Origin of the sequence: Desulfobulbus sp. (genome assembly GCF_031547805.1) — a bacterium.
Taxonomy (GTDB): Bacteria; Desulfobacterota; Desulfobulbia; order Desulfobulbales; family Desulfobulbaceae; genus Desulfobulbus.
On sequence record NZ_JAVBRQ010000038.1, the window covers coordinates 1 to 23,652 of the forward strand.

Genomic DNA, 23,652 nt, shown 5'->3' on the forward strand with positions numbered 1-23,652 from the left:
GAAGTCATGGGCGTGGCAAAGCGTGCCGCAGATCGGACAAGGATACCGTTTTCCCCGCTGGGCCTGGATGGTGAGGCGCAACTCATGGGGACTCCTGTCCGTATCGAGCAGTTGCCCCGTGATTTCCCATGAAGCCTGCAACCCAAGACCTAAGGTGATGATATCTTTACTGTTCATGGTTCCCATCGTCATTTGGTGTGGATTTGATCCCTCTGTATATCAAATCCACACCAAATGACGAGGAGCCAATTTCCGCGGCTGCAAGAAAAGGCAACCCGAATCGAGATTGATCCTCATTACAGCATAACGACTACTCGTTTAAGGCGGGCTGGATCGGCTACGTCCTGCCCGTCTTGGGCAGCCAGGCGAGTACTTGCTGGATTTGCGCATCCCAGCAGGACCACTCGTGCCCGCCCGGTCCTTCCTTATAGTGCACCGCGATTCCGAGCGTTTCCGTATGCCGATGGAAACGCGCATTATCCGCATAGAGAAAATCCTCGGTGCCACACCACTGATACAACCAAGGCTGCGGTTTGGCCTGCCGTACCATCCGTTGGGCGAGAAAGAACAGGTCGTTGGGACTGTTCGCCAAGGTTTCTGCCTCGCCGAAAATTTGGCGCAACTCATCGAGCCCCGCGGCTTGCTCGTCCCGGGCGAGGCGGGCAATGTCCATCACTCCCGAGAGGCTTGCCGCAGCCGCATAGCGGCGCGGATGGCTCAGGGCCAGCTTGAAGGCGCCGTATCCGCCCATGGACAGACCGGCCACGAAGTTGTCCTGCCGTTTGGCCGAAAGCGGAAAATAGTGGCGGGCAACGGCAGGCACCTCCTCGCTGATGAAGGTCCAGTAACGAGGGCCGGCGCGCATGTCGGCATAAAAGCTCCGGCCTGCGGCCGGCATGACCACCGCCAGTTCCATTCCTTCGACATAACGCTCGATGGCGGTTTGCCGGTGCCAGACGGTGTGGTCGTCCGACAGGCCGTGCAGCAGGTACAGGGTCGGGTAGCGTCGTGGTCGAGCGGATCGGGCACGCTGGCATCCGCCCGGTCCGGGATCGGGCAGGATCACGGTCATGGCCGACATCAATCCCAGGACCTGCGAAAAGAAATGGCAGTGAATGAGCGCCATGCATCTCTCCCTCAATGACGTGTCGATGGCCGGGCGACAGGCATGCCCAACCAAATCCGGCATGTTGTCCCGCGCTTGCCGCCTACTTGATCAGCCGCCGGCGCATGGCCATCAGGCCGACGACCAGAAAAATCAGCGCAAAACAAAAAAGGTAGGCCAGGCTGGCCCAGGGGTTGGTTTCCGAAAGCCCCAGGCAGCAGAAGCGGGTCAGTTCCACCAGATGGTACAGGGGAAACGCATAGGCGGCATGCTGAGCCCAGACCGGCAGCCCAGCGGTCGGGAAAAAGGTGCCGCTGAAGAGGAACATCGGGGTGATGAAGAGGAAAATCGGCAGGTTGAACATGTCGATCGACGGGGTGAAGCCGGTGAAGAACATTCCTACCGAGCCAAAGGCCAGGCCGCCCAAAAAGGCCAGGGGCAGGAGCAACAACCCTTGGGGAAAAGCGACGAATCCGAACAGTCCCAGCACCACGGCCATGATCAGGGCGGCGGCGGTGGCTTTGGTGGCGCTCCAGACGATTTCGGCAAGAATGATCTCTTCCAGCGAAAGCGGCGTGGCCATCATGCCGTCGAAGGTCTTTTGATAATACATCCGGACAAAGGAGGCATAGGTGGTCTCGAAAAACGAGTTGTACATGATCGAGATGGCGATCAGGGCCGGGGCCATGAACCTGGTGTAGGCCATCGGCTGGCCGGCATAGCTCAACCCTTCGATCAGCCCCTGGAAACCAAGGCCGAAGGCAAGGATGTAGAAGGCGGGCTCCAGCAGCGGCACCAGGAAGTTGACCTTCCAGATTTTGCGGTAAACCACCAGGTTCCGCCGCCAGACCGTCAAAAAACGCCAGGAAAGATTGGTGAAGGCGAGCATTATTCGCGCAGCTCCCTGCCGGTGAGACGAAGGAAGACATCCTCCAGGGTGGCGGAGCGAAAGGTGCACTGCCGGCTGCAGAATCCCTCGCGGAGCGCTTGTTCGATGGCAAGGTCGCCGTTGCTGTAGATGATGAACCGGTCGGCCAGCTCGTCGTAATCCACCTGGTGGCCGCGCAGGAACTGGCGGAGTTCTTCCCGTTCCGGGCTGGCGATCTCGATGATCGAGTGGCCGACATGCTCGTCGATCAGGCTGGCCGGCGTTCCTTCCACCAGAATCCGGCCGTGATCCATGATCACCAGCCGGTCGCACAGTTGGGCGGCCTCCTCCATGTAGTGGGTGGTGAGGATGAAGGTCTTGCCGCGGGCGCGCAGGGCGTGCAGCCGTTCCCACAGCAGATGCCGCGATTGGGGATCGAGCCCGGTGGTCGGTTCGTCGAGGATGATCAGCTCGGGATCGTTGATCAGCGCCCGGGCTAGGGTCAGCCGCCGGGCCAGGCCACCGGAAAGCTCGCCCACCTTGGCTTCCCGTTTTTTGTCCAGGGCGAAGAATTGAAGCAATTCCTCGGCCCGTTCGCTGGCCAGCTGCCGGGGGATGTGAAAATAGCCGGCAAAGATCAGCAGGTTCTGGAAGACGGTCAGGTCGGGATCGAGGGTGTTGTCCTGCTGGCAGATCCCGATCCGAGCCCGAATACGTCGCCACTGGGTGGAGATATCGAGCCCGAGAATGCTGACGGTGCCGGAAGTGGGCGGGGAGAAGCCGTACATCATCCGGATGGTCGAGGTCTTGCCGGCGCCGTTGGGGCCGAGCAGGCCGAAACATTCGCCGGTACGCACCGTAAAGGAAACGGAGTCCACCGCAACCAGGCCGTTGAACCGTTTGCCCAGGTTGTCCACCCGGAGAATGCGGTCCGTATTATTCGCGCCTTTGCTGTTCATGGGCTCTCAAATCAAGGTGTCGTGGCGGAGCAGGGTGTGCAGGCTGCGGCGGGCCGCCAGGTACCTGCCGTCCTCGGCATAGGTGGTGGGGTGCACCGTCGGAACCGGGTGGTGGTTGAGCTCCGCATCGACGTTGGCAAAGGTGAAAAGGCAGGAATTGGAGAGGGCCTTGGCGGTTCGGTCCCGGCTGAGCCGTTCGATCCCGGCCTCGACGCACACATAGCTGTCTTCGGTATAGACCACCCGGGCGGTGAAATGGAGCTTGTCGCCCATGCGGACCGGATGGAAGAAGTTGATCCGGTTGACGCCGGCAATGATCGGCCGATGGGGCGCCACCAGCTCCGAGCAGATCGACGAAAGCTCGTAGGCCCGGCGGATCAGGTAGCCGCCAAAAATGGTGAAGGGCACGTTTTCCTGGTCCGGATAGGTTCGTTCCCAGGCGCTGGCGGTCAGCCGGCCGCACAACAGACCGGAAAAACCGGGATCGTCCTGGGCCTGATGCAGGGTCGAGAGCATGGTGTACTCGCTCTTGTTGGGCGGCTCCAGGCGGGCCGCCTGCTGGTGGCGGTATTCCTCGCGCCGGGCAAGCGCCTTGCCGGCCCGCCGTTTTTCGACCGGATCGACATAGTCGAGCGGCGGCAGCGGGACGCTGGTGACGTCCTCGCCATAGCCGGAACGCGCCACCATGGTGAAGTAGCAGGAGGCGATGTGCAAGGCCGGGGCGCCGGGCTGCTCCACCCTGATGCCGATTTCAAGCGAACTGCGGCCGATTTGATTGATGGTGGCGGCAAAGGTGAGATCGCGGGTCACATCGACGGCATCGCGGACCACGATATTGTCGATGGCGGCGGTGACCACCCTGGCGGTGGGGTGGAATTGGTTGACATAGTGCAGCGCGGCTTCCTCGGCCACTTTGTCGAGGATCTCCAGCAGCAGGCCGAAGCGCATGTTGCCCTGAATGGGTTCGTCCATCACCATGTAGCGACGGCGTAGGGCCGGGTCGCTGCCCAGGGATAAGGTGCGGTGATAGACGGTATCGCGTGGTTGGGTCATGTCGGTTTCCTTTTCAGCTGTTGTCGCGCCTCAGGGGCATGCTTGCCGTTAGCGGGAAATTGTAGAGAGGATGCGGCCCCTTGGCAAGGCCGATCTCGCCCCATTGGCAATTTGGCCCCTATACCCGCGAGGCGGATGCCTGGATATTAATACGAATTTATTCGTTAAAACAGTATGATGAAGTTAAATGTGAAAAAAGAAGTTTCCGATTATTTGACAATTTCCAGTTGGTATTTATGGTTGTGGATAAGAAAGAAAACGAAAAAAAATTTGAATCATCTGGCACTGATACCAATGCGAGGTACGTCATGGAATATACACTTCCCATCTTGCCCTATGCCTACGATGCCCTGGAACCTTTCATCGATGCCCGCACCATGGAAATTCATCATGGCAAGCATCATCAAGCGTATATCACCAACTTGAACGCCGCGCTCAAGGACCATGCCGGCTTGTCCGGCCTGAGCCTCGAAGCCCTGTTGCGCAATATTGACGAAGTGCCGGAATCCATCCGCACCGCAGTGCGCAATCACGGCGGCGGCCATGCCAACCACAGCTTTTTCTGGCCAACGCTCAAAACCGGGATCAAGCCGGAAGGGCCGGTGGTGGAGGCCATTGGCAAACGGTTCGGCAATCTGGAGGCGTTCAGAGAGCAGTTCACCTCGACCGCGGTCAAGCTGTTCGGCAGCGGATGGGCCTGGCTGGTGGTCGACAACGGCATCCTCAACATTGTGGCCACGCCCAATCAGGACAGCCCCATCATGGCCGGCATGACCCCGGTGCTGGGTCTCGATGTGTGGGAGCACGCCTATTACCTGCTGTACCAGAATCGGCGGCCCGAGTATGTCGCCGCATTTTTCAACGTAATCAACTGGGATGCAATTAACGAACACTATCTTGCCGCCATCAAGTGAGGCGGTGCGGGCCAGAGGAGGCGCGCTCGCCTCTTGCGGCCAATCCGGGGAAAGCCGAGACTTGGGACCATATTGGCTGGTTCCGCATATGATTTGTTGACAACTATCGGCCACTGCGTAGTATATTCCCAGAAATGGGAGTAATTATTATGCAGTGGCCTTGGTTCTGTTGTGTACGGGGAACAGCATGCTTTCGCGATGCTGTTTTTTTATTGGAGACACATATAGTTAGGAGGATCGAATGGATACGTACACCGTTGCCGTTGTAGTGGGCAGTTTGCGCAAGGATTCGTTCAATGGCCGTCTGGCCGAGGGATTGGCCAGAATGGCGCCGCCGGAATTTGCCTTCAAGCGGGTGGAAATCGGCGACCTGCCGTTGTACAACCAGGATGACGACGGCCACGACGGCTCGGCCGCCAAACGACTGAAAGACGAGATCCGAGCGGCCAATGCCCTGCTTTTCGTCACCCCCGAATACAATCGCTCCATGCCGGGGGTGTTGAAAAACGCCCTCGATATCGCCTCGAGGCCCTATGGCCAGAGCGTGTGGGCCGGCAAGCCCGCCGGGGTGATCGGCGTCTCGGTCGGGGCGATCGGTTCGGCCCTGGCTCAACAGCATCTTCGCAACGTGCTGGCGTATCTCGATGTCCCGACCTTGGGGCAGCCGGAGGCGTTCCTTCAATATCGGGAAGGGATGTTCGCTGCCGACGGCGGCATCGGCACCGAGAGCAAGCCCCTGCTGCAGGCCTGGATGGATCGGTATGTGGCGTGGGTCAAGCGGCATGTCCAGTGACCGCCTGTCGTCCCGGGAGGGAAGATGATCGTTTTTTTCCGTGATCACCGTTTACCGCGAGTATGCCATGCCCTTTGACATCCACCAACTCGGCGTTTTGTGGGAAAGCGATTGGGTGCAGATTTCGATTCACCTCCTGGCCGCCCTGGTGGTCGGCAGCATAATCGGCTTTGAACGAAGCTATCACGGCAGGCCGGCGGGGTTTCGCACCCATACCCTGGTGTGCCTGGCATCGAGCCTGCTGATGATGATCACCTACTATCAATGGAAATGGCTGCCCGGCGTGCCTCTGGACACGGTGCGCACCGACCCGACTCGGATGGCCCAGGGGATCATGACCGGGATCGGTTTTTTGGGTGCCGGGGTCATCTACAAAGAGGGCCGCAGCGTTCGCGGCTTGACCACCTCCGCCTCCATCTGGATAACCGCGGCCATCGGTATCCTCCTGGGGGTGGGATTTTATTTCCCGGCCATTGTCGCCACGGCGCTGACCGTGGGCGTTTTGTCGGTTTTTCGCCGGATCGAGGCGAAAATGCCTTCAAATTTCTATGCGCATCACATTTTGTGCTTTGATCGCAATAAGGTGATGTCGGAACAAGAGGTGCGGAGCTTGTTGATGGATCACGGATTCACCGTGGCCAACATGAGCTATCGTGTTTCCGACGACGGCCGCCTGTTTGAGTACAAGATGGCTATCGGCACCATCGATCACAAAAAAATATCCAGCTTGGTGGAGACATTGCGAAAACTTGACGATGTCCGGTCGTTTCGCATTTCCCCGACCGGGGACTGAAATTTTTCTGCCATTTTGGCGTGGTAACATCGCATTGTTCTCGGTTGTCCGAAGGAGCCATGGGGCCTGGCCAACCCGCTGCCATTGCTCGCGCATGAGGGAAAAAGGGAATGCCTCGCCGTTGCTTTGAAAACAAAAAAACCGTCTCTCCGGTGGGGGAGACGGTTTTTTTGTTCGCGGCCGATGGGCGGTTGCTGCCGTTTTTTTATTCGCCGGTGGGCTGGGGCATCTGCGCCCGGGCCTTGCTCCGTTCGATCGATTGCAGGGCCAGGTAATTGGCGCCGAACTTCTTCATGTTGCCCATCTCGACGTCAAAGGCGTCGTAATGGCCCTCCTCGTCGACCACCAGGTCCTCGAAAATCTTCTTCGACACGCTGTCGGCATTGGCGCCGCATTCGTTGGCCCAGAGGTTGTAGCTTTTGGCGCTGTCCAGCTCCATCTGCCGGGCCATGGCCAGCATCTCGTTGACATCCTGCACCGGGGAAACCGGGCCGGCGCTGACCATTACCACGTCGCCGCCGAGGAAAAGAATGCGCTCGGCCAGCCGCTCGACATGAAGCATCTCCGCGATGGCGGTCCGTTTGAACAGGCCGGCCAGGAGATCGTAGCCTTGATCGTCGCAATGGAAATGGAAGTACATGTACTGGTGCAAGGCGGCAATTTCTTCGCTCACCGCCTGATTGAGGAGTTTGATGCTGTTCTCGTGCATGCTGTTCACCTGTGTTTTCGGTTGAAGGGGTTGAAGGGAAAATCGTTCATTTTATAGCATTTTTCGCCTGTTCCGTCGACAGGAACAACCAACGGGCGGGTGGCACCTTGCCAACCCGCCCGTTGTTATCGGCTCGATAGGTTTGTTGCGGGTACGCCGCGAGTTACACCGGCACCTCGCTCATGGGGATGCCCACCGCCGCGGCCACGCCTTTGCCGTACTCGGGATCGGCCTTGAAGCAGTTGCCGATATGGCGGATCTTGATTTCCTTGGGCGCATCGCCCAGGGCCCGCGCGGTGTTGCCGAACAAGGCTTCCTGCTGGTCCTTGCTCATCAGCCGGAACAGCTTGCCCGGTTGGGTGTAGTAGTCGCTGTCGTCCTCGCGGGCGTTCCAATGGGCGGCGGCACCGCTGAGGCTGAGCGGCGGCTCGGAAAAATCGGGCTGTTCCTGCCACTCGCCATAGCTGTTGGGTTCATAGCCCAGGGTCGAGCCGTAATTGCCGTCGACCCGCATCTGGCCGTCACGGTGATAGCTGTGGAAGGGGCAGCGGGCCTTGTTGACCGGAATGAGGTGATGGTTGACGCCCAAGCGGTAGCGCTGGGCATCGCCGTAGGAAAAGAGCCGGCCCTGAAGCATCTTGTCCGGCGAAAAGCTGATGCCCGGGACCACGTTGGCCGGGTTGAAGGCCGACTGCTCGACCTCGGCGTAGTAGTTTTCCGGATTGCGGTTGAGTTCAAGCACCCCAACTTCGATCAGGGGCGCGTCGCCATGGAGCCAGACCTTGGTCAGGTCAAAGGGGTGATAGGGCAGCTTGGCGGCCTGCTCCTCGGTCATGACCTGGACATATAGGGTCCAGCGGGGAAATTCCTTGCGCTCGATGGCATCGTGGAGATCTCGCTGATGGCTTTCGCGGTCCTGGCCGACCAGAGCCTCGGCTTCGGCATCGGTCAGGTTCTTGATGCCCTGCTGCGATTTGAGGTGGAACTTGCACCAGTAGCGTTCGTTTTTGGCGTTGATGAAGCTGAAGGTGTGGCTGCCGAAACCGTGCATGTGGCGGTAGGTGGCCGGGATGCCGCGGTCGCTCATCACCACGGTCACTTGATGCAGGGCCTCGGGCAGGGAGGACCAGAAATCCCAGTTGTTCCTGGCGCTGCGCAGGTTGGTGCGCGGGTCGCGTTTGACCGCGTGGTTGAGATCCGGGAATTTGAGCGGATCGCGGAGGAAGAACACCGGGGTGTTGTTGCCGACCAGATCCCAGTTGCCTTCCTCGGTGTAGAATTTGATGGCAAAACCGCGAATATCCCGTTCGGCATCGGCGGCACCGCGCTCGCCGGCCACGGTGGAAAAGCGGACGAACAATTCGGTTTTCTTGCCGATCTGGGAGAAGATCTTGGCCCGGGTGTAGGGGGTGATGTCATGGGTGACGGTGAAGGTGCCGTACGCCCCCGAACCCTTGGCGTGCATGCGGCGCTCGGGAATGACCTCGCGGTCGAAATGGGCCAGCTTTTCCAGGAACCAAACATCTTGCAGCAGCTGCGGTCCGCGCGGCCCGGCGGTCATGACGTTCTGATTGTCGGGAACCGGAGCGCCCGCGTTGGTGGTCAGCTTTTTCTTGCTGTTGTCCATCCTGTTCCTCCTACGTTGTGATTATTGTCGAGCTTTTCCATGGAGCGGATTCCATGGACTTTACTTTGGCAACCCTAGTGAAAATGAGAATGCATGTCAAGCCTAATTAAGAAAATATCTTAAAAAGGATTCTGTTTTTTGGCGGCCGATTAAATAGAATTTAGTACATATTTTTATTTATTCATGCAAGGCATTTTGTTGCTGGCAGATGATCGCTCTGAGTCGATTGAAAATGGACAATCGGTCCGTTTGGATACTCGTTTTTTCTCAAAACCTGTATTTCAGCACGGCTGTTCCGGTTATGCCTTCCCTGGTGTCGACATAGCCTTGCAGGGCAAGATCAACGGTGAGGTTGCCCTTGACGGTTGGCTTGAGACTGAGGCCTACTTCGCCAATGCCGGTACCGCCTTGAAGGTCTGGCGTCTTCAGATCGTAACCATAGACATTGCCCCCGGCTTCGCCGTCCCACTCGTACTCATAGGCAAGACCGATGTAAGGATTGATCTGTGGACTTCCTGTGTAGTTCAGGCGGAAACCATTGCGCCAACGATGGGAATTGACCGCATCGAAGTAAAACGGGTCGTTCAGGATCGTCACCTCGTCACTCGCCACCTGTGTCCAGAGATAGCGCGTGGCAAGATCGAGGTTCCATCGCGGATTGATTTGCACCAGATAGCCCAATCCCGCATGCAAGCCGCAATACATGGACCCGGAATCGTAATCCGCTTTGACGGCACCGACCGCATCGATGAAATCCATGCTGGAAAAATCCGTCTTGCTGTAGCCGACACGGACGGAACCATCAATATATACCCCGTTGGCCAGGTCATAGCGGCCCAGCGCGCCGAGCCCGGAGTAATGGGTATGACCGCCGCCCCTAATCAAAGGGGCGTTGCCGAAACTGTTGTAGGTGTTGTAGCTGCCGTAGCCCACCTCGAAAAAACCGCCAATGGCAAGGCCATCTTTTCTTGCGCCTGCGCCCACAATGAGGTTCAAACCATCCACATCGACATGGGAACCGGTGTTGTAACGGGACGTGCCTCCCTGCATCATGCCGATGCAAAAGGGGCCGTCCGTGGTGGCCGCGCCCATCCGAGAGCCGAGAACATTGAGGATCATGTCCTGTCCCTGCGTGGCAAGGACCACACCGCCTGTCCGGCCTTCGAGCAGCGCCTTGGTTTGTTCGCTGGCGGAAGCGCCCACCACCTCAAGGGTGAGGTCATTGGTCCCTTGGGTCAGGTTGCCGAGGGTGGTGTCGAGAAAAGCGCCCTGCTTGACGGTGAAGGTGGCACCGGGATTGGCGATGTTGCCGTCGAGGGTTCCCGCTTCAATGAGGGCGATCTTCTGGCCGACAACGGGTGCAGAACCTCCCGTGATGCCCGTGACGCCGATGGTGGTGTCGATGTCGCCATCCGGGTTGTGGGTGGTCAGGTTGACAGTGTTCGTTGCCGTCACCACAGGGCCGCTGACGGTGGCAGGCAGGAGGAAGTTAAGGTGCTGGGCGGAGTCAAGCCTCCCGATCGTTCCGGTCCAGCCCTTGAAGTTGATGGTGTTGTTGGTGGAGGAGCTTCCTCCAATCCCGCCGTACAGTTCGATGGCAGGATCGAGTTGCGCGGCCGCGCCAAGGTTGATGGTGTTGTCGTTGGCGGTGACATTGCTGTAGGCGCCAGCGACAAACATGCCCACTGCTCCACCATTGATGGTGGCGGTGTTGTTGTTGGCGGCGCCATTGACGCTGACCCCGCCATAGACACCGTCGTTGATCGTTCCGCCATTGATGATGAGCGTGTTGCCGGTGGTATTGCCGAATACGCTGAATCCGCCATGGGCATTTGCGTCGATCGTTCCACTATTGATGGTGAGTGTGTTGCCGAAGGCCGTGCCATCCCAGCTGTTTCCGCCGTAGAGAAAGGAGTTGAACGTCCCGCCGTTGATGGTAACGGCGTTATTGGCGACGGGGCCACTGTAGCTGTTCCCGCCATAAATCAACCCGTCATAGGTACCGCTGTTGATGGTAACGGTATTGCCGATGACGTTGCCTGTGCGACTGACCCCGCCGACAACATCCCCGTTCACCTCTCCGTCATTGATGGTCACAGTGTTGCCGGTTGCGTTGCCCGTGGCAACGCCGCCGCGAATATTTCCGCCTACTTTTCCGCCATTGACGGTGACGGTGTTGTCAATGGCATGAGTTGCCGCGCTGCCGCCGGTAATATTTATGCCTACTTCGCCGCCGTTGACGATGACAGTGTTACCGATGGCATTACTTGCCGTACTGCCGCCAATAATACTTGCATCTACTGCATTTATGCCTATTGCTCCGCCGTTGATGATGACGGTGTTGTTGGTGGCGTTACCAAAGCTGGCTCCTCCGTAGATGCTTCTGCCAACCTTTCCGTCATTGACGGTGACGGCGTTGTTGCTGGTTTCACCGTCCCCGCCGTATCCGCCGTAAAGCGCCCCATGCATTTCCCCACCGCTGAAGGTGACGGTATTGTTCCTGGTGTTGCCGGAGTTGCCCGACCCGCCGTAGATCCCCCCTGAAATAATCGTACCGCCGCTGGTGGTGGTGACAGCGTTACCGATGGCGCTACTCTTGCCACTGTATCCACCCAAGACAACCCCGTTCACTTCACCGGTCTTGATGGCAACGGTGTTGTTGCTGGCATTGTCGTTTTCGCTCAAACCACCGAAGACATGGTTGGGCACATTGGTCCCATCGGGGGAGTAGTCCACCGTGACGGTGTTGCCGGAGGCGGAAGGATTGTCCTCGGTGCCGGGATAAAAGGAATCGTACCCGCCGCCAAAAAAGAGCGGAGCGCTTTGCAAGTCGGCGGCATTGCCAGTATAGGCGATGTTCATGTTATCCGCTACGGCCGGCGGCGGCACGGCAAGGCAAAAACTGGTGACAGCGAGGGCAAGAGGGCGGGAGGCAGGAGACATGGAGGATCCTTTGAGCGAGATTATTCTGAGGGATGCAATAACCTATTGTTAATATTTGCAACATTTCAAAAATGATAATCGTTCTGTTGCGAAATGACAACAAGCAATACCCGAACGAACAGGGGGATGGTTACCGGGCGACGGTTTTCCCGGAAGTGCGCATGGCGGCTCACCGACCAGAGGACAGGGGTTGAGTTGCACGATCGGAACGAACGAATCATTCTTGGCGGCGCCTTGTTTTTTTATTTGATTTTTCCGGGCGATCCATGGGAAAGGGAAAAGAGTGCCCTGTCGAGCGTGCAGGGAATCCATGAGGTAACGGCAGGTCAACAAAGGAAAAATATATGCCCAAGGAACCGATCGGCTGTACGGCGCCCGGATACCTGGATGAGCTGGAAACCAAGGACAAGCTCCTGGCCTCCATCCACAAGATTTCCAGCCTGCTGACCCGGCCGATTTCGCTTGACACCATCCTCACCGCGATCGTCAAGGAAATATCGCATGTGTTCGATTTCACGCGCCTAGCTATTTTCCTGACCGACCGCGACCGGCAACTGCTCGAGTGTCGCTACATCCACGGCTTCAGCCCGGACGATTCGGAACGGGCCCTGCGTTTCCCCTACCGGCTCCTCAGCCACGATTGCGTCGAGACCAAGGTGGCCCGCCTGGGCAAGACCATCTATGTCAGGGACTACCAGGACGATGCCCGGATGAGCGAGGTCGACCTCAAGGTCAGCCGGATCATGCGACGGGTGTCCACCGTTGCCGCGCCGCTGAAAATCAAGAAAGACGTGATCGGCCTGATCACCGCCGACCGGGGCGACAACAGGCTGGTGATGACCAAAAAGGATGTGGCCGCGTTTTCGACCTTTGCCAACCAGGCCAGCATCGTCATCGAAAACGCCCGGTTGCAGGAGCAAAATAAAAAAAAGATCAAGCAGTTGCTCACGCTGCAGGAAATCGGCAAAAAGGCGAGTGCCGCCTTCAACCTGGAGAAACTGTTCCAGGTGATCAGCGCCAGCGCCACCAAAATCACCAGGGCCTCCTGCTGTCTGCTCTTCATGCTCGACGACGAAGGCCGCGAACTCAGCGTGGTTGCGGCCAGGGGAGGGGAGAGGGGTGCCGGCGACTTGCGCCTCAAGCTCGGGGTCGGCCTGGTGGGCTGGGTGGCCAAGACCGGCACCGCGATATTGACCGACGATGTCCGCACCGAGCCCCGCTACCTGGAAATCATCCCCCGCATCGTGTCGCAGCTTTCCGTGCCGTTGATCGGCGACAAGCGGGTGATCGGGGTGCTGCACGTCGCCAGCCCCGACCGGGCGGCCTTTTCCGAGGACGACCTCAAGCTGCTGCTCATCTTTGCCGGCCATTGCGCCAGCCTGATCAAGAACGCCAGGCTCTACGACCAGGTGATGACCGAGCGCAACTTCCGGGAGAACATCCTGGAAAGCTCGCCAGCCAGCATGGTGACCATCAACCTGAAAAAGGAGATCACCTCGGTGAACCGCAAAACCGAGGAACTGTTCCGCTTCAAGCGCAGGTACGTGCTGGGGGCCAAGGCCGAGGCGGTGTTTTCCGACGATATCGTCCAGCTGGTCGATTTGGCCATCGACCGGCACACGGTGGTCGACAACAAGGAAATCCAGCTCCCGCACAAGGACGGCACCGACACCGCCCTGGGAATCACCTCCTCCCTGCTGCGCAACCTCCAGGGCAACCTGATCGGGGCCATGTTCATCATCCGCGATTTGACCGAGGAAAAGCGGACCGAGGAACTGATCAGGCGTATCGACCGGCTGACCTCGTTGGGGCAACTGTCGGCGGGCATTGCCCACGAAATCCGCAACCCGCTCAGCAGCATCAATTTCAATGTCCAGCTGTTGGCCAAGAGGAACGCATTGGCCCACGATGCCGGCAACCTGCTGGCCGACACCCAGGAGGGGATCGACCGGATCAGGACCCTGGTCAAGGGCATGCTCGATTTTGCCAAGCCTTCGCTTCCGGCCCTGAAAAGCGACTCCCTGGCCCGGGTGGTGCAAGGATCGATCGGCTTGATGGATTCCCAGTTCAGGGAAAAAGGGGTCGAGGTCCGCTGCATGCTGCCGGACAACCTGCCGCCGGTGACCATGGATGTCCACCAGATCCAGCAGGTGCTGGTCAATCTGCTGCTCAACGCCATGGAAGCCATGCCCGAAGGCGGCACCATCGGGGTGCGCTGCCGGGTGGAACGGAGCGGCAGACGGCGCGGCGACCAGGTGGTATTGCAGATATCGGACCAGGGCAGCGGCATCTCCCGCGACAATCTGTCCCGGATTTTCAACCCCTTCTTCACCACCAAACCGGAGGGCACCGGCCTGGGGCTGGCCATCGTCCACAAAATCCTGGAACAGCACCAGGTCTCGGTGGACGTGGCCAGCGACAAGAACCGGGGGACGACCTTTACCCTGAAATTTCCCGTTCGTTTCAGTGAGGGCCCGCGATGCACCGATACAAGATCCTGATCGTCGACGACGATCGCCTGCTTCAGAACTCGTTGCTCGCCATTTTATCCGAGAAATACGATCCCATGATCGCCGGCAGCGGCGAGGAAGCCCTGCGGGTGCTGCAGAAGACCGCGATCGACCTGATCTTGCTCGACATTCGTCTGCCGGGCATCGATGGCATCGAAACCCTGCACCAGATCAAGAAGTTGGGGACCGAGAGCCCGATCATCATGATGACCGCCTACGAGGACGTCAAAACCGTGATCCACTCGATGAAGGAGGGCGCCAGCGATTACCTGGTCAAGCCGCTGGAAATCGAGATGTTCGAGCTGGTGATCGAAAAGGCCCTGGAAAACCTGCGCCTGAAAAAGGAGGTGCAGGAGCTGCGGCGGGTCTATCTCAAGGAGTTCAAGCTTGAGCACGTGGTCAGCGAAAGCGAGGGCATCCGGGCGGTGTTCGAGTTCGCCGACAAGGTGGCCCGCAGCTATGACACCACGGTGCTGATCGAGGGGGGGAGCGGGGTGGGCAAGGAGGTGGTCGCCCGGATGATCCACCATCGCAGCAGCCGCTACGACAAGCCCTTTGTCGGCATCAACTGCGGCGCCATCAGCAAGGAACTGCTGGAAAGCGAGCTGTTCGGCTACGAAAAGGGCGCCTTCACCGGCGGCCTGCAGGAGGGCAAGAAAGGCAAGATCGAGATGGCCGACAGCGGTACCCTGCTGCTCGACGAGGTCAGCGAGCTGCACCCGGCGGCCCAGGTGAACCTGCTTCGTTTTCTCGAGGAGCGGGAGTTCTATCCGGTGGGCGGCACTCGGAAGAAAAAGGTCGATGTGCGGGTGATCGCCGCCACCAACAAGAGCCTGGCGACCCAGGTCCAGGAGGGCACCTTCCGCGAGGATCTGTATTACCGCCTGAACGTGGCCAGGGTGTATGTGCCGCCGCTGGTGGAGCGCAAGGCCGATATCGTGCCGCTCACCGAATTGTTCATGAACCGGTTCAACGAAAAATTCATGAAGAATTTCCGGGGGATCTCGCCGGAAGCCAGGAAAATGCTGGTGCAGTATCCCTGGCGGGGCAACATCCGGGAGCTGAAAAATGCCGTGGAACGGGTAGTGCTGATGGAGGACGGCGAACAGATCGAGGCCGCCCATCTGGCCTTTCTGGCCTTTCCGTATCACGGCGGGCAGGGGGGCCAGCCGCCCAAGGTGCCGGATCTGCGCCTGCCGCCCGAGGGCATCCAGCTCGACGACGTGATCAAGGATTTGATCGTGCAGGCACTGGCAATGAGCGGCGCCAACAAAACCCAGGCCGCCAAACTGCTCGGCATCTCCCGGCCCACCCTGATCTACCGGATCGAGAAACATGGCATCCGGGTTTAAGCTCTTTTTCGGAGAGCAGGAGCGACGGACGCCGTACCGGCCCATGGGCGACCTTGGCGACCATTGGCGGCGCGGACGCGGACGAGAATCCATCCCCCGAACCCTGTAGTGGTTTTACCGGACGCCAGGCGGCAAGCAAGGGAAGCGTTTCCATCTTTTTATGGCTTAAGGTACGTTTTGCCTCGCATTTTTTTTGGGTTCAACATAAGGAAAACCAGGCGGAATCAATCAACAAACCTTATGCTGTAAAGCAAGAAACGCAACACGGACGGCACGGTCGGCCAACAGCTTGATGCCGGCGGATACGTTTTCTTGCAGATCGGATTGCGCTCCTTCTTCCCGGCCTACCGGAAAAATGGCGCATCCTGTTGTTTGCCGGCGATGGTGCCCGCAAGGCCATCGGCCAACACATTATTCCTGAGCAAACGAGGTGAGGTATGATCGAGTCATTGTACGCATTCCTGGTTAAAATCGGGTTTCAACATCCCCTCCACCCCGCTCTGACCCACATTCCCATGGGCATGGTGATGGGCTGCTTTTTCTTCGGCTTCCTGTACTGGTACGCCCAAAAAACCGCTTTTCAAAAAACCTGCCTGCACTGTTCGGTGCTGGCGCTGATCTTCATCGTGCCGACCATTGTCGCCGGTCTGCTCGACTGGCAGCACCTCTACGGCGGCCAGTTCCGTCCGCTGATCGTGGTCAAGATGGTGCTGGCAGTGGCGCTGACCGGCCTGTTGGCCTATTCCGTCCGGCTCAACACCCAGAACGCAGAGGCAAAGAAGCTCTTTTTCATCTACTGCGGTTGTCTGGCCTGCGCCGTCGGGCTCGGTTTTTCCGGAGGCGAGCTGGTCTACGGCGGCTGAATCCGGAGCGGCCCGTGGTCCGCGGTTTTGCGACCGGCCTGACTGCGGACGCAAGGGACGCCGGGAACAGCGAGTCAACCTGGTAGTGTCGGTATCTTTTATCCCTCAACCTGAAAGGAGGTATCCCATGTCCTTGACCAAATCAGCATTCGCCCTGCTGGGCGGCGCCAGCCTGTCCCTGTTGCTTGCGGGCACTCTCCATGCCGTCGAGTATCAGCATTCGTTGACCGCCGGCCAGATGAGCTTTGCCTGGAGCGTGGCCGGAGACAACCTTGCGGTCAAGCTTTCCGCCCCCACCACCGGCTGGGTGGCGGTCGGCTTCAATCCAACCGACACCATGAAGGACGCCAACATCGTCATCGGTTATGTCAAGGACGGCAAGGTGGAGATTTCAGACGATGTCGGCACCCAACCCACCATGCACGGCCAGGATGTCAGCCGGGGCGGCGCCAACAACGTCACCTTGGTCGGCGGCAGCGAAACCGGCAATACCACCACCCTGGAATTTTCCATCCCGCTGAAGAGCGGCGATCCCAACGACGGGGTCATCGATCCCAAGGCCGACACCAAGGTGATGCTCGCCTATGGCCCGGATCGCGATTCCTTCAAGCTCAAACATCAATTCGCCACCACCGTGACCGTCAATCTGGACAGCGGCGCCAAGAAATGAGGAGGAGGCGGACCACTGGCCGGCTGTCGCTGCTGCTGGTTCTGTTGCTGCTGGCCTGGCCGGCACTGGCGTCGGGGCATGGCCCGGACGGGCATCAGAGCCATCACGATGCCGTCCCGGCGGCCGAAGAGCATGCCGGCCACGGCCACAGCCAGCCAATGGAGCCGTCGCCGGAGGAAAAGGCGGTCAACCCGGCCATGTGGGTGGAGGAGAAGACCGGTGCCTCCGTGCCGCTCGATCTGGAGTTCCGCAACGAACGGGGTGAGCGGGTCAGCCTGCGCCAGTTGATCGACCGGCCGATCCTGCTTTTACCCGTTTATTACCGCTGCCCCACCGGCTGCTCCTTCGAATTGGCCAACCTGGCCGACGCGATCCGCCGCAGCCGGCACCGGGTCGACAGTTTTCGGGCGATCAGCCTGAGCTTCGACGCCGAGGAGACCCCGACGGTCGCGGCCCAGGTCCGGCCCAACTACGTCGCCCTGCTGGGCAAGGATTTTCCCCGGGACGCCTGGGTGTTCCTCACCGGCGATTCCGGGGCCATTGCCCGGCTGACCCAGGCCGTGGGCTTTGCCTTCCAGAAAAAGGACGATGGCACTTTTGTCCATCCCTCGGCACTGGTGGCGCTCGACCGCAACGGGCGGATTATCAAGTACGTGTACGGCTCCTTCATCTCCGGCGACGTCGATCTGGCCCTGGCCGAGGCGGCCAAGGGCACTCCGGCGAGTTCCATCCGGCGCTTGCTGGAATTCTGCTTTCCCGCCAATCCCCGCCAGACCCAGCAGACCCTGACCGTGCTAAAGATCGGCAGCGGGGTGCTGCTCGTCCTGGGAGGAATAGGCCTGACCCTGTTTCTGCGCCGGAAACCAACCGATCAACCGAAGTTCGACCCGTGACCATGGCGACCACACCTTCCTTTTTCGAAACGCCGGCTCCCGCCGGGCTGACGGGCATCAAGGCCTGGCTGCTGACCCACGACCACAAACGGCTGGGCCTGATGTATTTGTGGGCGGTTTTGTTCTGGTTTGCCCTTGCCCTGGTGATCGGGCTGCTGCTCCGGCTCGAGTTGATGACCATGGGCCGGACGATCATGTCGGCCGGCGTCTACAACTCCGCCTTCACCCTGCATGGGGTGATCATGATCTTTTTGTTCGTCATCCCCGGCATTCCGGCGATATTCGGCAATTTTTTCCTGCCGATCCAGCTGGGGACCGACGACGTCTTCTTTCCCCGGCTCAACCTGCTTTCGTGGTATTTGTACATTTTGGGCGGCCTGCTGGCGATTGTCTCCCTGTTCACCGCCGGCGGTTTTCCCGATACCGGCTGGACCTTTTACGTGCCCTTCAGCATCGGCACCAAGCACAATGTGCCCATGACGGTGTTCGCCGCCTTTATCTTGGGCATGTCCTCTATGCTGACCGGGCTCAACTTCATCACCACCGTGCATCGCAAGCGCTCTCCGAACATGGGCTGGATGCAGATTCCGCTGTTCACCTGGTCGCTGTATGCCACGGCCTGGGTGCAGGTGCTGGCCACTCCGGTCATTTCCATCACCCTGCTGCTGGTGATCGCCGAACGGCTGCTCAATATCGGCCTGTTCGATCCGGCCCGGGGCGGCGACCCCATCCTCTACCAGCATCTGTTCTGGATGTATTCCCACCCGGCGGTTTATGTCATGATCCTGCCCGGCATGGGTGTGGTCTCGGAGATCATCCCCACCTTTTCCCGCAAGGCCATCTTCGGCTACAAGGCGATCGTCTTTTCCTCCATGGGCATCGCCATCGCCGGGTCGCTGGTCTGGGCGCACCACATGTACACCAGCGGCATGAGCGACACCGCGATTTTTGTTTTTTCCCTGCTCACCTTCCTGGTGGCCATTCCGACCGCGGTCAAGGTGTTTTCCTGGGTTTCCACCCTGTACAAGGCCTCGATCGAAATGAGTCCGCCGCTGCTGTACGCCCTGATTTTCATCTACCTGTTCTCGGTCGGCGGACTGACCGGGCTGGTGCTCGGCGCGGCCGGGCCGGACATCCATGTCCACGACACCCATTTCGTGGTGGCCCATTTCCATTTCACCATGTTCGGCGGCACCGGCTTCGCCTTCTTCGCGGCCCTGCATTTCTGGTGGCCCAAGATGTTCGGCATCATGTACAATTTCCGCCGGGCATACATCGCCGCCACCCTGACCACGGTGGGATTCATGTTTCACTACGTGCCCATGTTCGTTCTCGGGCTGATGGGTATGCCCCGGCGCTCCTACGACTATCTGCCGCAATTCGCCCAGGGTAACGCCCTGGCCGCTGTCGGCGGCATCCTGCTGTTCGCCGGGATTGCGCTGATGCTCGTCAACCTGCTGCTGAGTTTTCGCACCCGCGTCGCGGCACCGGCCAACCCTTGGGGCGGCTGCACCCTGGAATGGACGATCCCGTCGCCACCGCCACTGCACAACTTTCTCCGTAAACCGGACATTCAGGATTATCCGTATGATTTCACAGAGATTTTGCGTAAATCCTGACATGGGAAAGCACCATGGTCAACGGGCATGATCAAACGGGCAGCCGCATCGGCATGTGGCTGTTTCTCTATACCGAAATCATCCTGTTCGGGGGATTGTTCGTCCTCTACGCCGCCTATTATCATGAATACCCGCGCGCTTTCGCCGAGTACGGCCGCGAGTTGAACCGGGTGATCGGCGCGGCCAACACGGTCCTGCTCCTGATCTCCAGCTTCACCGTGGCCGCGTCGCTGACCGCGCTGCGGCAGCGGGCGCAGCGGCTGTGCATGGGGCTGTTGGCCGTCTCGCTGGGCTGCGGCGCCCTGTTTCTGGTGAACAAATACTTTGAATGGGGCCACAAGTTCGAGGTGGGGCTCTACCCCAACTCTCCGACCATGGCCGGGGCGCCGGCCGGCAAGAACATCTTTTTCGGCCTGTATTACGTCATCACCGGCCTCCACGGCCTGCACGTGCTGATCGGCATGAGCCTGCTCGCACTCAGTTTGGTGCTGATTCACCGCCAACGGATCACGGCGGACCGGGTGACGGTCCTGGAGAATTCAGGCCTCTACTGGCATTTGGTCGACTTGATCTGGATTTTCGTTTTCCCGCTTTTCTATCTGATCCTGTGAACAAAAGGAGCCGCGATGGATTCCGGCGAACAACATCTTTCCTCCTATGCCTCCCTGGCCCTGGTCCTGGCGGCCCTGTTGGCGCTCACCGGCCTGACCGTGGCGATGAGCTACGTCGACCTGGGACGGTTCAACGTGCCGTTGACCCTGGCCATCGCCGGCACCAAGGTCTCGCTGGTGCTGCTGTATTTCATGCATCTTCGCTACGAGAACCGGGCAGTGGTCTATTCCTTTCTCGGTACGATCGGCTTTTTGGCGATCATGATCAGCTTTACCTTCTGGGATGTGGCATTCCGCTAACCGTCAAGGAACGTGAACCATGGATCCTGTAGTCGGCATAGATCGGGCCTTTTGGTATATCCTCGTCGTTTCCGCCGTTTTCCTGACCGGCATCACCCTGGTCATGATCTATTTCGTCGTCCGCTACCGCCGCAGCCGCCATCCCCAGCCGGCCGACATTCGCGGCAATTGGCAGTTGGAGCTGCTGTGGACCGTGATTCCCACCATCATTGCCCTGTCGATGTTCGCGGTGGGGTGGAAGTCCTATACCGGCCTGCGGGCCGTCCCGGCCGGAGCGGTGCAGATCGAGGTGCTGGCCCAGATGTTTTCCTGGATCTTTGTCTACGCCAACGACAAGGAATCCGAGAACCTGCTGATGGTGCCGGAGCATACGCCGATCAAGCTGAACATCAATTCCCTGGATGTGATCCACAGCTTTTCCCTGCCCGCTTTCCGGGTCAAGGCCGATGCGGTCAAGGGCTTGCCCACCTATGTCTGGTTCCAGAGCGGCGATCCGGGGGAGTTCGATATCATGTGCGCCGAATACTGCGGGATCGGCCATTCGAAAATGCTGGCCAAGCTCAAGGTGGTGCCGCGTGGAGAGTATGACGCGTGGCTGGAACGGGAAGGGGAATAGTCAGCCGGCGGTCGAACGGCTGACCGGGATGGCCGCCGCCTTGGCCTGGAGCCGGGCCCTGAAGGTAGTCCGTTGCCTGCCCATGGCCGCGACCGCAGGTTTCGGCTTTATTGTGCAGCGACCGGAACTCGATGTCGCCCTGGGCGTCGTTGTTGTTGGGGTGCTGCTTTTGGCCTGCGGCTGCGCCGGGATCAACAGCGTGCAGGAGGTGCGGCTCGACCGGCTGTACCGCCGGACCTGCACGCGCCCCCTGGCCACCGGCCAAATCCGGCCCGGTCCCGCCCTGGCCGTCAGTGCGGTACTGGTCGCCGGCGGCCTGGCCGTTCTGGCCGGCTACGGCTGGGGCGGCCTGCCGCTCTCTTTGGGACTTGCCGCCCTGGTCTTGTACAACGGCCTCTACACTCCGCTCAAGCAAATCACGGTGTTCGCCCTGATTCCCGGCGGTGTGGCGGGCAGCCTGCCGCCGCTCATCGGCTGGACCTCGGCCGGCGGCGGCTTGGCCGAGCCCCGAATCTGGCTGCTGTTCTCGCTCTTTTTCCTCTGGCAAATTCCGCACTTCTGCCTGATCCTACTTTGCCATGCCGACGATTACCGCGCAGTGGAGCGGCCTTCGCTGATTCGCTTGTTCCCAGCCCGACGGCTCAGGCGGATCGCCCTGGTCTGGATCGCCGCCCTGGCGGTGGTGGCGCTGACCCTGGCACTGGACGATCAGCTCCAATCGGCCTCGCGCCTGGCCCTGGCAGGGATGGGCCTATTGATGCCCCTGATTCCCGCCCTGCCGTTACTGGGTGCCCGCGTCGACGATGCCCGCCTGTCGCTGTGGCTGCTCAATGGCGGCTTTTTCCTTACTCTGCTGACCGTGACCGTGGCCCAACTTTTGTGCGCTGGCTGAAAGAAAGTGCGGCGGAATGAAAAAAAACGGATTTCAATCCGTTCCTTGTGGCCACAAAGGATATGCTCCCGCAGACGCGTAATTGCGGATGTACCCCCTATGCCCCTGATGCACGCTCGTCGAAAGTCCCAAAAAGAAAGCCCGGCAGGAATCCTGCCGGGCTGGATAAAACATGCTGGAGGCTGGTTGCAACTCACCTGGAGCTTTTTCTCCGGGCTACACCGGCCAGCCCAAGCAGACCCGCCCCGAAGAACAACATGGTGGTTGGTTCGGGAACCGGGGTGATATCGGTACTCCCAACCATGTAATCGTACTGATCACTTGTGTTCCAGATTCCGTATCCCATTCTATCTTCGAAAAAAATAAATGCTGAATTTGGATCCTTAAAAGCAATGGCAAAGTGTTCATTGCCATCTGTGTTTAACGAAGCGTCGGTGTAGAACGTCCAGTCAATGGAGTTGTCACTGCCCACATATACGTCGGAGTAAAAACCAAATACATTGTCAAATGTAACCCAATTGGCTGCATCTAAACTCGCTTGCCAGCCACTGCCAGTGTTCTTAAACCAGACTGACTGAAAATCTCCAGACGGATCTCCACCTTGGGCGTTTTTGTCGAACACCAAAAGTTGATTAGTTACGTTGCCGCTGCCATCGATGTTATACAGACCAAAAGAACTGTCGTAGGCAGCGCCCGGATTCCTAAAACGCATTTCGAACTCTGCTTGACCAGATCCGATATCAGTTATAGTCCAATAATCTGAACTATTCCAATCCCAGCCACCACCTGATGGCAAGGCAGGATCAGCTATCGCGCTTCCAGCCAGCAGTCCAATCCCAGTCATTGCAATCAACACGCTCTTCAGTAATTGTTTCTTCATGTTTCCCCCCTTATTGATGCGATGTGCTTGGTTGAGACAAGGAGCCCTATTTCTTTAACCATTATATTCATTATTTGTGCCAATTTTCGTAATTATTTACAGTGGAATTGGTTGCTATCGCAAATATCTTTTCAATCCGAATTGTTATTCGATCAATGAATAGTCTTTTGTTTGGCAAGTTACGTTTTTGTTTTCGAAAGCGCTTGTCTGTACGCCAAAACGAGTATAAAAAGATAGAAAAAATGCGTAGTTATTTTTTTTGCAAAACAAAACCGGAAAACCAGATATTAACAGTGTTATTTCAGTACATTATGCAAAACAGCCGTTCCGTTTTTTCGGAAATTTAAAGCAGCCTGGATGGCAATACTATTAGCCGTCAGCTTAGATGGCACGTGATGTGGTTAAGGGTTATTTATGGTTCATCCGGCAAACGCGTACCTGGGCCTGGAGGAAGGAGTGGAAAAGTGACATGACATGAGCAATGTTGTCTGGCGACGAAACCCGACAACAAAAAGGATGCTCAGCCATGTCACAAACACTTTTATGGGTATCTTGAAAATTAGATGCAGTAATCTGCAGCGGATTAAACCATTAACTTGTTGATTTATCGATAATATGCTATTGTTTCCATCGTTTTAAAGAGCCTTGCCACCCTATGACCCGATGGAGAGCCGCCATGATT

21 protein-coding genes are annotated in these 23,652 nt (G+C 58.6%); 13 read left to right on the forward strand and 8 right to left on the reverse strand.

All coding sequences use genetic code 11. The features are described from left to right. Positions 1-337: 337 nt before the first annotated feature. From RMR13_RS13375 to RMR13_RS13390, 4 genes are all read right to left on the reverse strand, one after another. A complete protein-coding gene (locus RMR13_RS13375; RefSeq protein ID WP_310601126.1) occupies positions 338-1,126 on the reverse strand; it encodes an alpha/beta hydrolase family protein in 789 nt (262 codons plus the stop codon). Positions 1,127-1,208: 82 nt separating this feature from the next. Continuing rightward, positions 1,209-1,994, reverse strand: a complete 786-nt coding sequence (locus tag RMR13_RS13380) for an ABC transporter permease (RefSeq protein WP_310601127.1) — start codon at positions 1,992-1,994, stop codon at positions 1,209-1,211. Next, entirely contained in the window at positions 1,994-2,932 is a 939-nt protein-coding gene (locus tag RMR13_RS13385) for an ATP-binding cassette domain-containing protein (RefSeq protein WP_310601128.1), read from the reverse strand. Before RMR13_RS13385 ends, RMR13_RS13380 begins: the two co-directional genes overlap by 1 nt. Before the next feature lie 6 nt (positions 2,933-2,938). Further along, on the reverse strand, positions 2,939-3,985 hold the full coding sequence (locus RMR13_RS13390; protein WP_310601129.1) for a hotdog domain-containing protein: 1,047 nt from the start codon (positions 3,983-3,985) through the stop codon (positions 2,939-2,941). 308 nt (positions 3,986-4,293) lie between these two features. On the opposite strand from RMR13_RS13390, the gene RMR13_RS13395 reads away from it, so the two are divergent. From RMR13_RS13395 to RMR13_RS13405, 3 genes are all read left to right on the forward strand, one after another. After that, entirely contained in the window at positions 4,294-4,899 is a 606-nt protein-coding gene (locus RMR13_RS13395) for a superoxide dismutase (RefSeq protein WP_310601130.1), read from the forward strand. A 241-nt stretch (positions 4,900-5,140) separates the two neighbouring features. Continuing rightward, positions 5,141-5,692: an NAD(P)H-dependent oxidoreductase gene (locus tag RMR13_RS13400; RefSeq protein WP_310601131.1), complete on the forward strand. Its 552-nt coding sequence runs from the start codon at positions 5,141-5,143 to the stop codon at positions 5,690-5,692. A gap of 67 nt (positions 5,693-5,759) precedes the next feature. Next, a complete protein-coding gene (locus tag RMR13_RS13405; protein ID WP_310601132.1) occupies positions 5,760-6,485 on the forward strand; it encodes an MgtC/SapB family protein in 726 nt (241 codons plus the stop codon). A gap of 205 nt (positions 6,486-6,690) precedes the next feature. On the opposite strand, the gene RMR13_RS13410 is transcribed toward RMR13_RS13405, so the two are convergent. The 3 genes from RMR13_RS13410 to RMR13_RS13420 all read right to left on the reverse strand — a co-directional run bounded on the left by RMR13_RS13410 (position 6,691) and on the right by RMR13_RS13420 (position 11,683). Continuing rightward, the gene (locus tag RMR13_RS13410) at positions 6,691-7,194 is read right to left on the reverse strand and encodes a bacterioferritin (RefSeq protein WP_310601133.1); all 504 of its coding nucleotides are present in this window, start codon (positions 7,192-7,194) and stop codon (positions 6,691-6,693) included. 163 nt (positions 7,195-7,357) lie between these two features. Next, on the reverse strand, positions 7,358-8,821 hold the full coding sequence (locus RMR13_RS13415; protein ID WP_310601134.1) for a catalase: 1,464 nt from the start codon (positions 8,819-8,821) through the stop codon (positions 7,358-7,360). Between the two features lie 267 nt (positions 8,822-9,088). Further along, the gene (locus RMR13_RS13420) at positions 9,089-11,683 is read right to left on the reverse strand and encodes a hypothetical protein (protein WP_310601135.1); all 2,595 of its coding nucleotides are present in this window, start codon (positions 11,681-11,683) and stop codon (positions 9,089-9,091) included. Between the two features lie 425 nt (positions 11,684-12,108). Between RMR13_RS13420 and RMR13_RS13425 the strand changes: the two genes are divergently transcribed. The 10 genes from RMR13_RS13425 to RMR13_RS13470 all read left to right on the forward strand — a co-directional run bounded on the left by RMR13_RS13425 (position 12,109) and on the right by RMR13_RS13470 (position 22,090). Beyond that, positions 12,109-14,265: a GAF domain-containing protein gene (locus RMR13_RS13425; protein ID WP_310601136.1), complete on the forward strand. Its 2,157-nt coding sequence runs from the start codon at positions 12,109-12,111 to the stop codon at positions 14,263-14,265. Beyond that, positions 14,244-15,626: a sigma-54 dependent transcriptional regulator gene (locus RMR13_RS13430; RefSeq protein WP_310601137.1), complete on the forward strand. Its 1,383-nt coding sequence runs from the start codon at positions 14,244-14,246 to the stop codon at positions 15,624-15,626. The genes RMR13_RS13425 and RMR13_RS13430 overlap by 22 nt, the downstream gene beginning before the upstream one ends. Before the next feature lie 437 nt (positions 15,627-16,063). Continuing rightward, positions 16,064-16,489 carry a DUF2231 domain-containing protein gene (locus RMR13_RS13435; protein ID WP_310601138.1) on the forward strand — a complete coding sequence of 142 codons (426 nt, stop codon included), beginning with the start codon at positions 16,064-16,066 and terminating at the stop codon, positions 16,487-16,489. A gap of 127 nt (positions 16,490-16,616) precedes the next feature. Continuing rightward, positions 16,617-17,159 (forward strand): DOMON domain-containing protein, encoded by a 543-nt coding sequence (locus tag RMR13_RS13440; RefSeq protein ID WP_310601139.1) that lies wholly within the window; start codon positions 16,617-16,619, stop codon positions 17,157-17,159. Then, on the forward strand, positions 17,156-18,052 hold the full coding sequence (locus tag RMR13_RS13445; RefSeq protein WP_310601140.1) for an SCO family protein: 897 nt from the start codon (positions 17,156-17,158) through the stop codon (positions 18,050-18,052). The genes RMR13_RS13440 and RMR13_RS13445 overlap by 4 nt, the downstream gene beginning before the upstream one ends. Before the next feature lie 2 nt (positions 18,053-18,054). Beyond that, on the forward strand, positions 18,055-19,671 hold the full coding sequence (locus tag RMR13_RS13450) for a cbb3-type cytochrome c oxidase subunit I (protein ID WP_310601141.1): 1,617 nt from the start codon (positions 18,055-18,057) through the stop codon (positions 19,669-19,671). Positions 19,672-19,685: 14 nt separating this feature from the next. Next, entirely contained in the window at positions 19,686-20,282 is a 597-nt protein-coding gene (locus RMR13_RS13455; protein WP_310601142.1) for a cytochrome c oxidase subunit 3 family protein, read from the forward strand. Between the two features lie 15 nt (positions 20,283-20,297). After that, a complete protein-coding gene (locus tag RMR13_RS13460) occupies positions 20,298-20,582 on the forward strand; it encodes a cytochrome C oxidase subunit IV family protein (RefSeq protein ID WP_310601143.1) in 285 nt (94 codons plus the stop codon). 19 nt (positions 20,583-20,601) lie between these two features. Next, positions 20,602-21,198, forward strand: coding sequence for a cytochrome c oxidase subunit II (coxB, locus tag RMR13_RS13465; RefSeq protein WP_310601144.1), 597 nt, complete (start codon positions 20,602-20,604; stop codon positions 21,196-21,198). Next, entirely contained in the window at positions 21,167-22,090 is a 924-nt protein-coding gene (locus RMR13_RS13470) for a UbiA family prenyltransferase (RefSeq protein WP_310601145.1), read from the forward strand. Before coxB ends, RMR13_RS13470 begins: the two co-directional genes overlap by 32 nt. 193 nt (positions 22,091-22,283) lie before the next feature. Here the strand turns inward: RMR13_RS13470 and RMR13_RS13475 are convergent, their stop codons facing one another. Then, a complete protein-coding gene (locus RMR13_RS13475) occupies positions 22,284-22,970 on the reverse strand; it encodes a PEP-CTERM sorting domain-containing protein (protein WP_310601146.1) in 687 nt (228 codons plus the stop codon). Positions 22,971-23,652 lie beyond the last annotated feature (682 nt).

Bases quoted from the DNA above. Each gene is read 5' to 3' on its own strand.
- RMR13_RS13385 (WP_310601128.1), bottom strand. From the start codon at position 2,932: ATGAACAGCAAAGGCGCGAATAATACGGACCGCATTCTCCGGGTGGAC.
- RMR13_RS13410 (WP_310601133.1), bottom strand. From the start codon at position 7,194: ATGCACGAGAACAGCATCAAACTCCTCAATCAGGCGGTGAGCGAAGAA.
- RMR13_RS13430 (WP_310601137.1), top strand. From the start codon at position 14,244: ATGCACCGATACAAGATCCTGATCGTCGACGACGATCGCCTGCTTCAG.
- RMR13_RS13375 (WP_310601126.1), bottom strand. From the start codon at position 1,126: ATGGCGCTCATTCACTGCCATTTCTTTTCGCAGGTCCTGGGATTGATG.
- RMR13_RS13460 (WP_310601143.1), top strand. From the start codon at position 20,298: ATGGATTCCGGCGAACAACATCTTTCCTCCTATGCCTCCCTGGCCCTG.
- RMR13_RS13405 (WP_310601132.1), top strand. From the start codon at position 5,760: ATGCCCTTTGACATCCACCAACTCGGCGTTTTGTGGGAAAGCGATTGG.
- RMR13_RS13420 (WP_310601135.1), bottom strand. From the start codon at position 11,683: ATGAACATCGCCTATACTGGCAATGCCGCCGACTTGCAAAGCGCTCCG.
- RMR13_RS13400 (WP_310601131.1), top strand. From the start codon at position 5,141: ATGGATACGTACACCGTTGCCGTTGTAGTGGGCAGTTTGCGCAAGGAT.
- coxB (WP_310601144.1), top strand. From the start codon at position 20,602: ATGGATCCTGTAGTCGGCATAGATCGGGCCTTTTGGTATATCCTCGTC.
- RMR13_RS13390 (WP_310601129.1), bottom strand. From the start codon at position 3,985: ATGACCCAACCACGCGATACCGTCTATCACCGCACCTTATCCCTGGGC.
- RMR13_RS13455 (WP_310601142.1), top strand. From the start codon at position 19,686: ATGGTCAACGGGCATGATCAAACGGGCAGCCGCATCGGCATGTGGCTG.
- RMR13_RS13470 (WP_310601145.1), top strand. From the start codon at position 21,167: ATGACGCGTGGCTGGAACGGGAAGGGGAATAGTCAGCCGGCGGTCGAA.
- RMR13_RS13440 (WP_310601139.1), top strand. From the start codon at position 16,617: ATGTCCTTGACCAAATCAGCATTCGCCCTGCTGGGCGGCGCCAGCCTG.
- RMR13_RS13435 (WP_310601138.1), top strand. From the start codon at position 16,064: ATGATCGAGTCATTGTACGCATTCCTGGTTAAAATCGGGTTTCAACAT.
- RMR13_RS13415 (WP_310601134.1), bottom strand. From the start codon at position 8,821: ATGGACAACAGCAAGAAAAAGCTGACCACCAACGCGGGCGCTCCGGTT.
- RMR13_RS13445 (WP_310601140.1), top strand. From the start codon at position 17,156: ATGAGGAGGAGGCGGACCACTGGCCGGCTGTCGCTGCTGCTGGTTCTG.
- RMR13_RS13395 (WP_310601130.1), top strand. From the start codon at position 4,294: ATGGAATATACACTTCCCATCTTGCCCTATGCCTACGATGCCCTGGAA.
- RMR13_RS13425 (WP_310601136.1), top strand. From the start codon at position 12,109: ATGCCCAAGGAACCGATCGGCTGTACGGCGCCCGGATACCTGGATGAG.
- RMR13_RS13380 (WP_310601127.1), bottom strand. From the start codon at position 1,994: ATGCTCGCCTTCACCAATCTTTCCTGGCGTTTTTTGACGGTCTGGCGG.
- RMR13_RS13450 (WP_310601141.1), top strand. From the start codon at position 18,055: ATGGCGACCACACCTTCCTTTTTCGAAACGCCGGCTCCCGCCGGGCTG.
- RMR13_RS13475 (WP_310601146.1), bottom strand. From the start codon at position 22,970: ATGAAGAAACAATTACTGAAGAGCGTGTTGATTGCAATGACTGGGATT.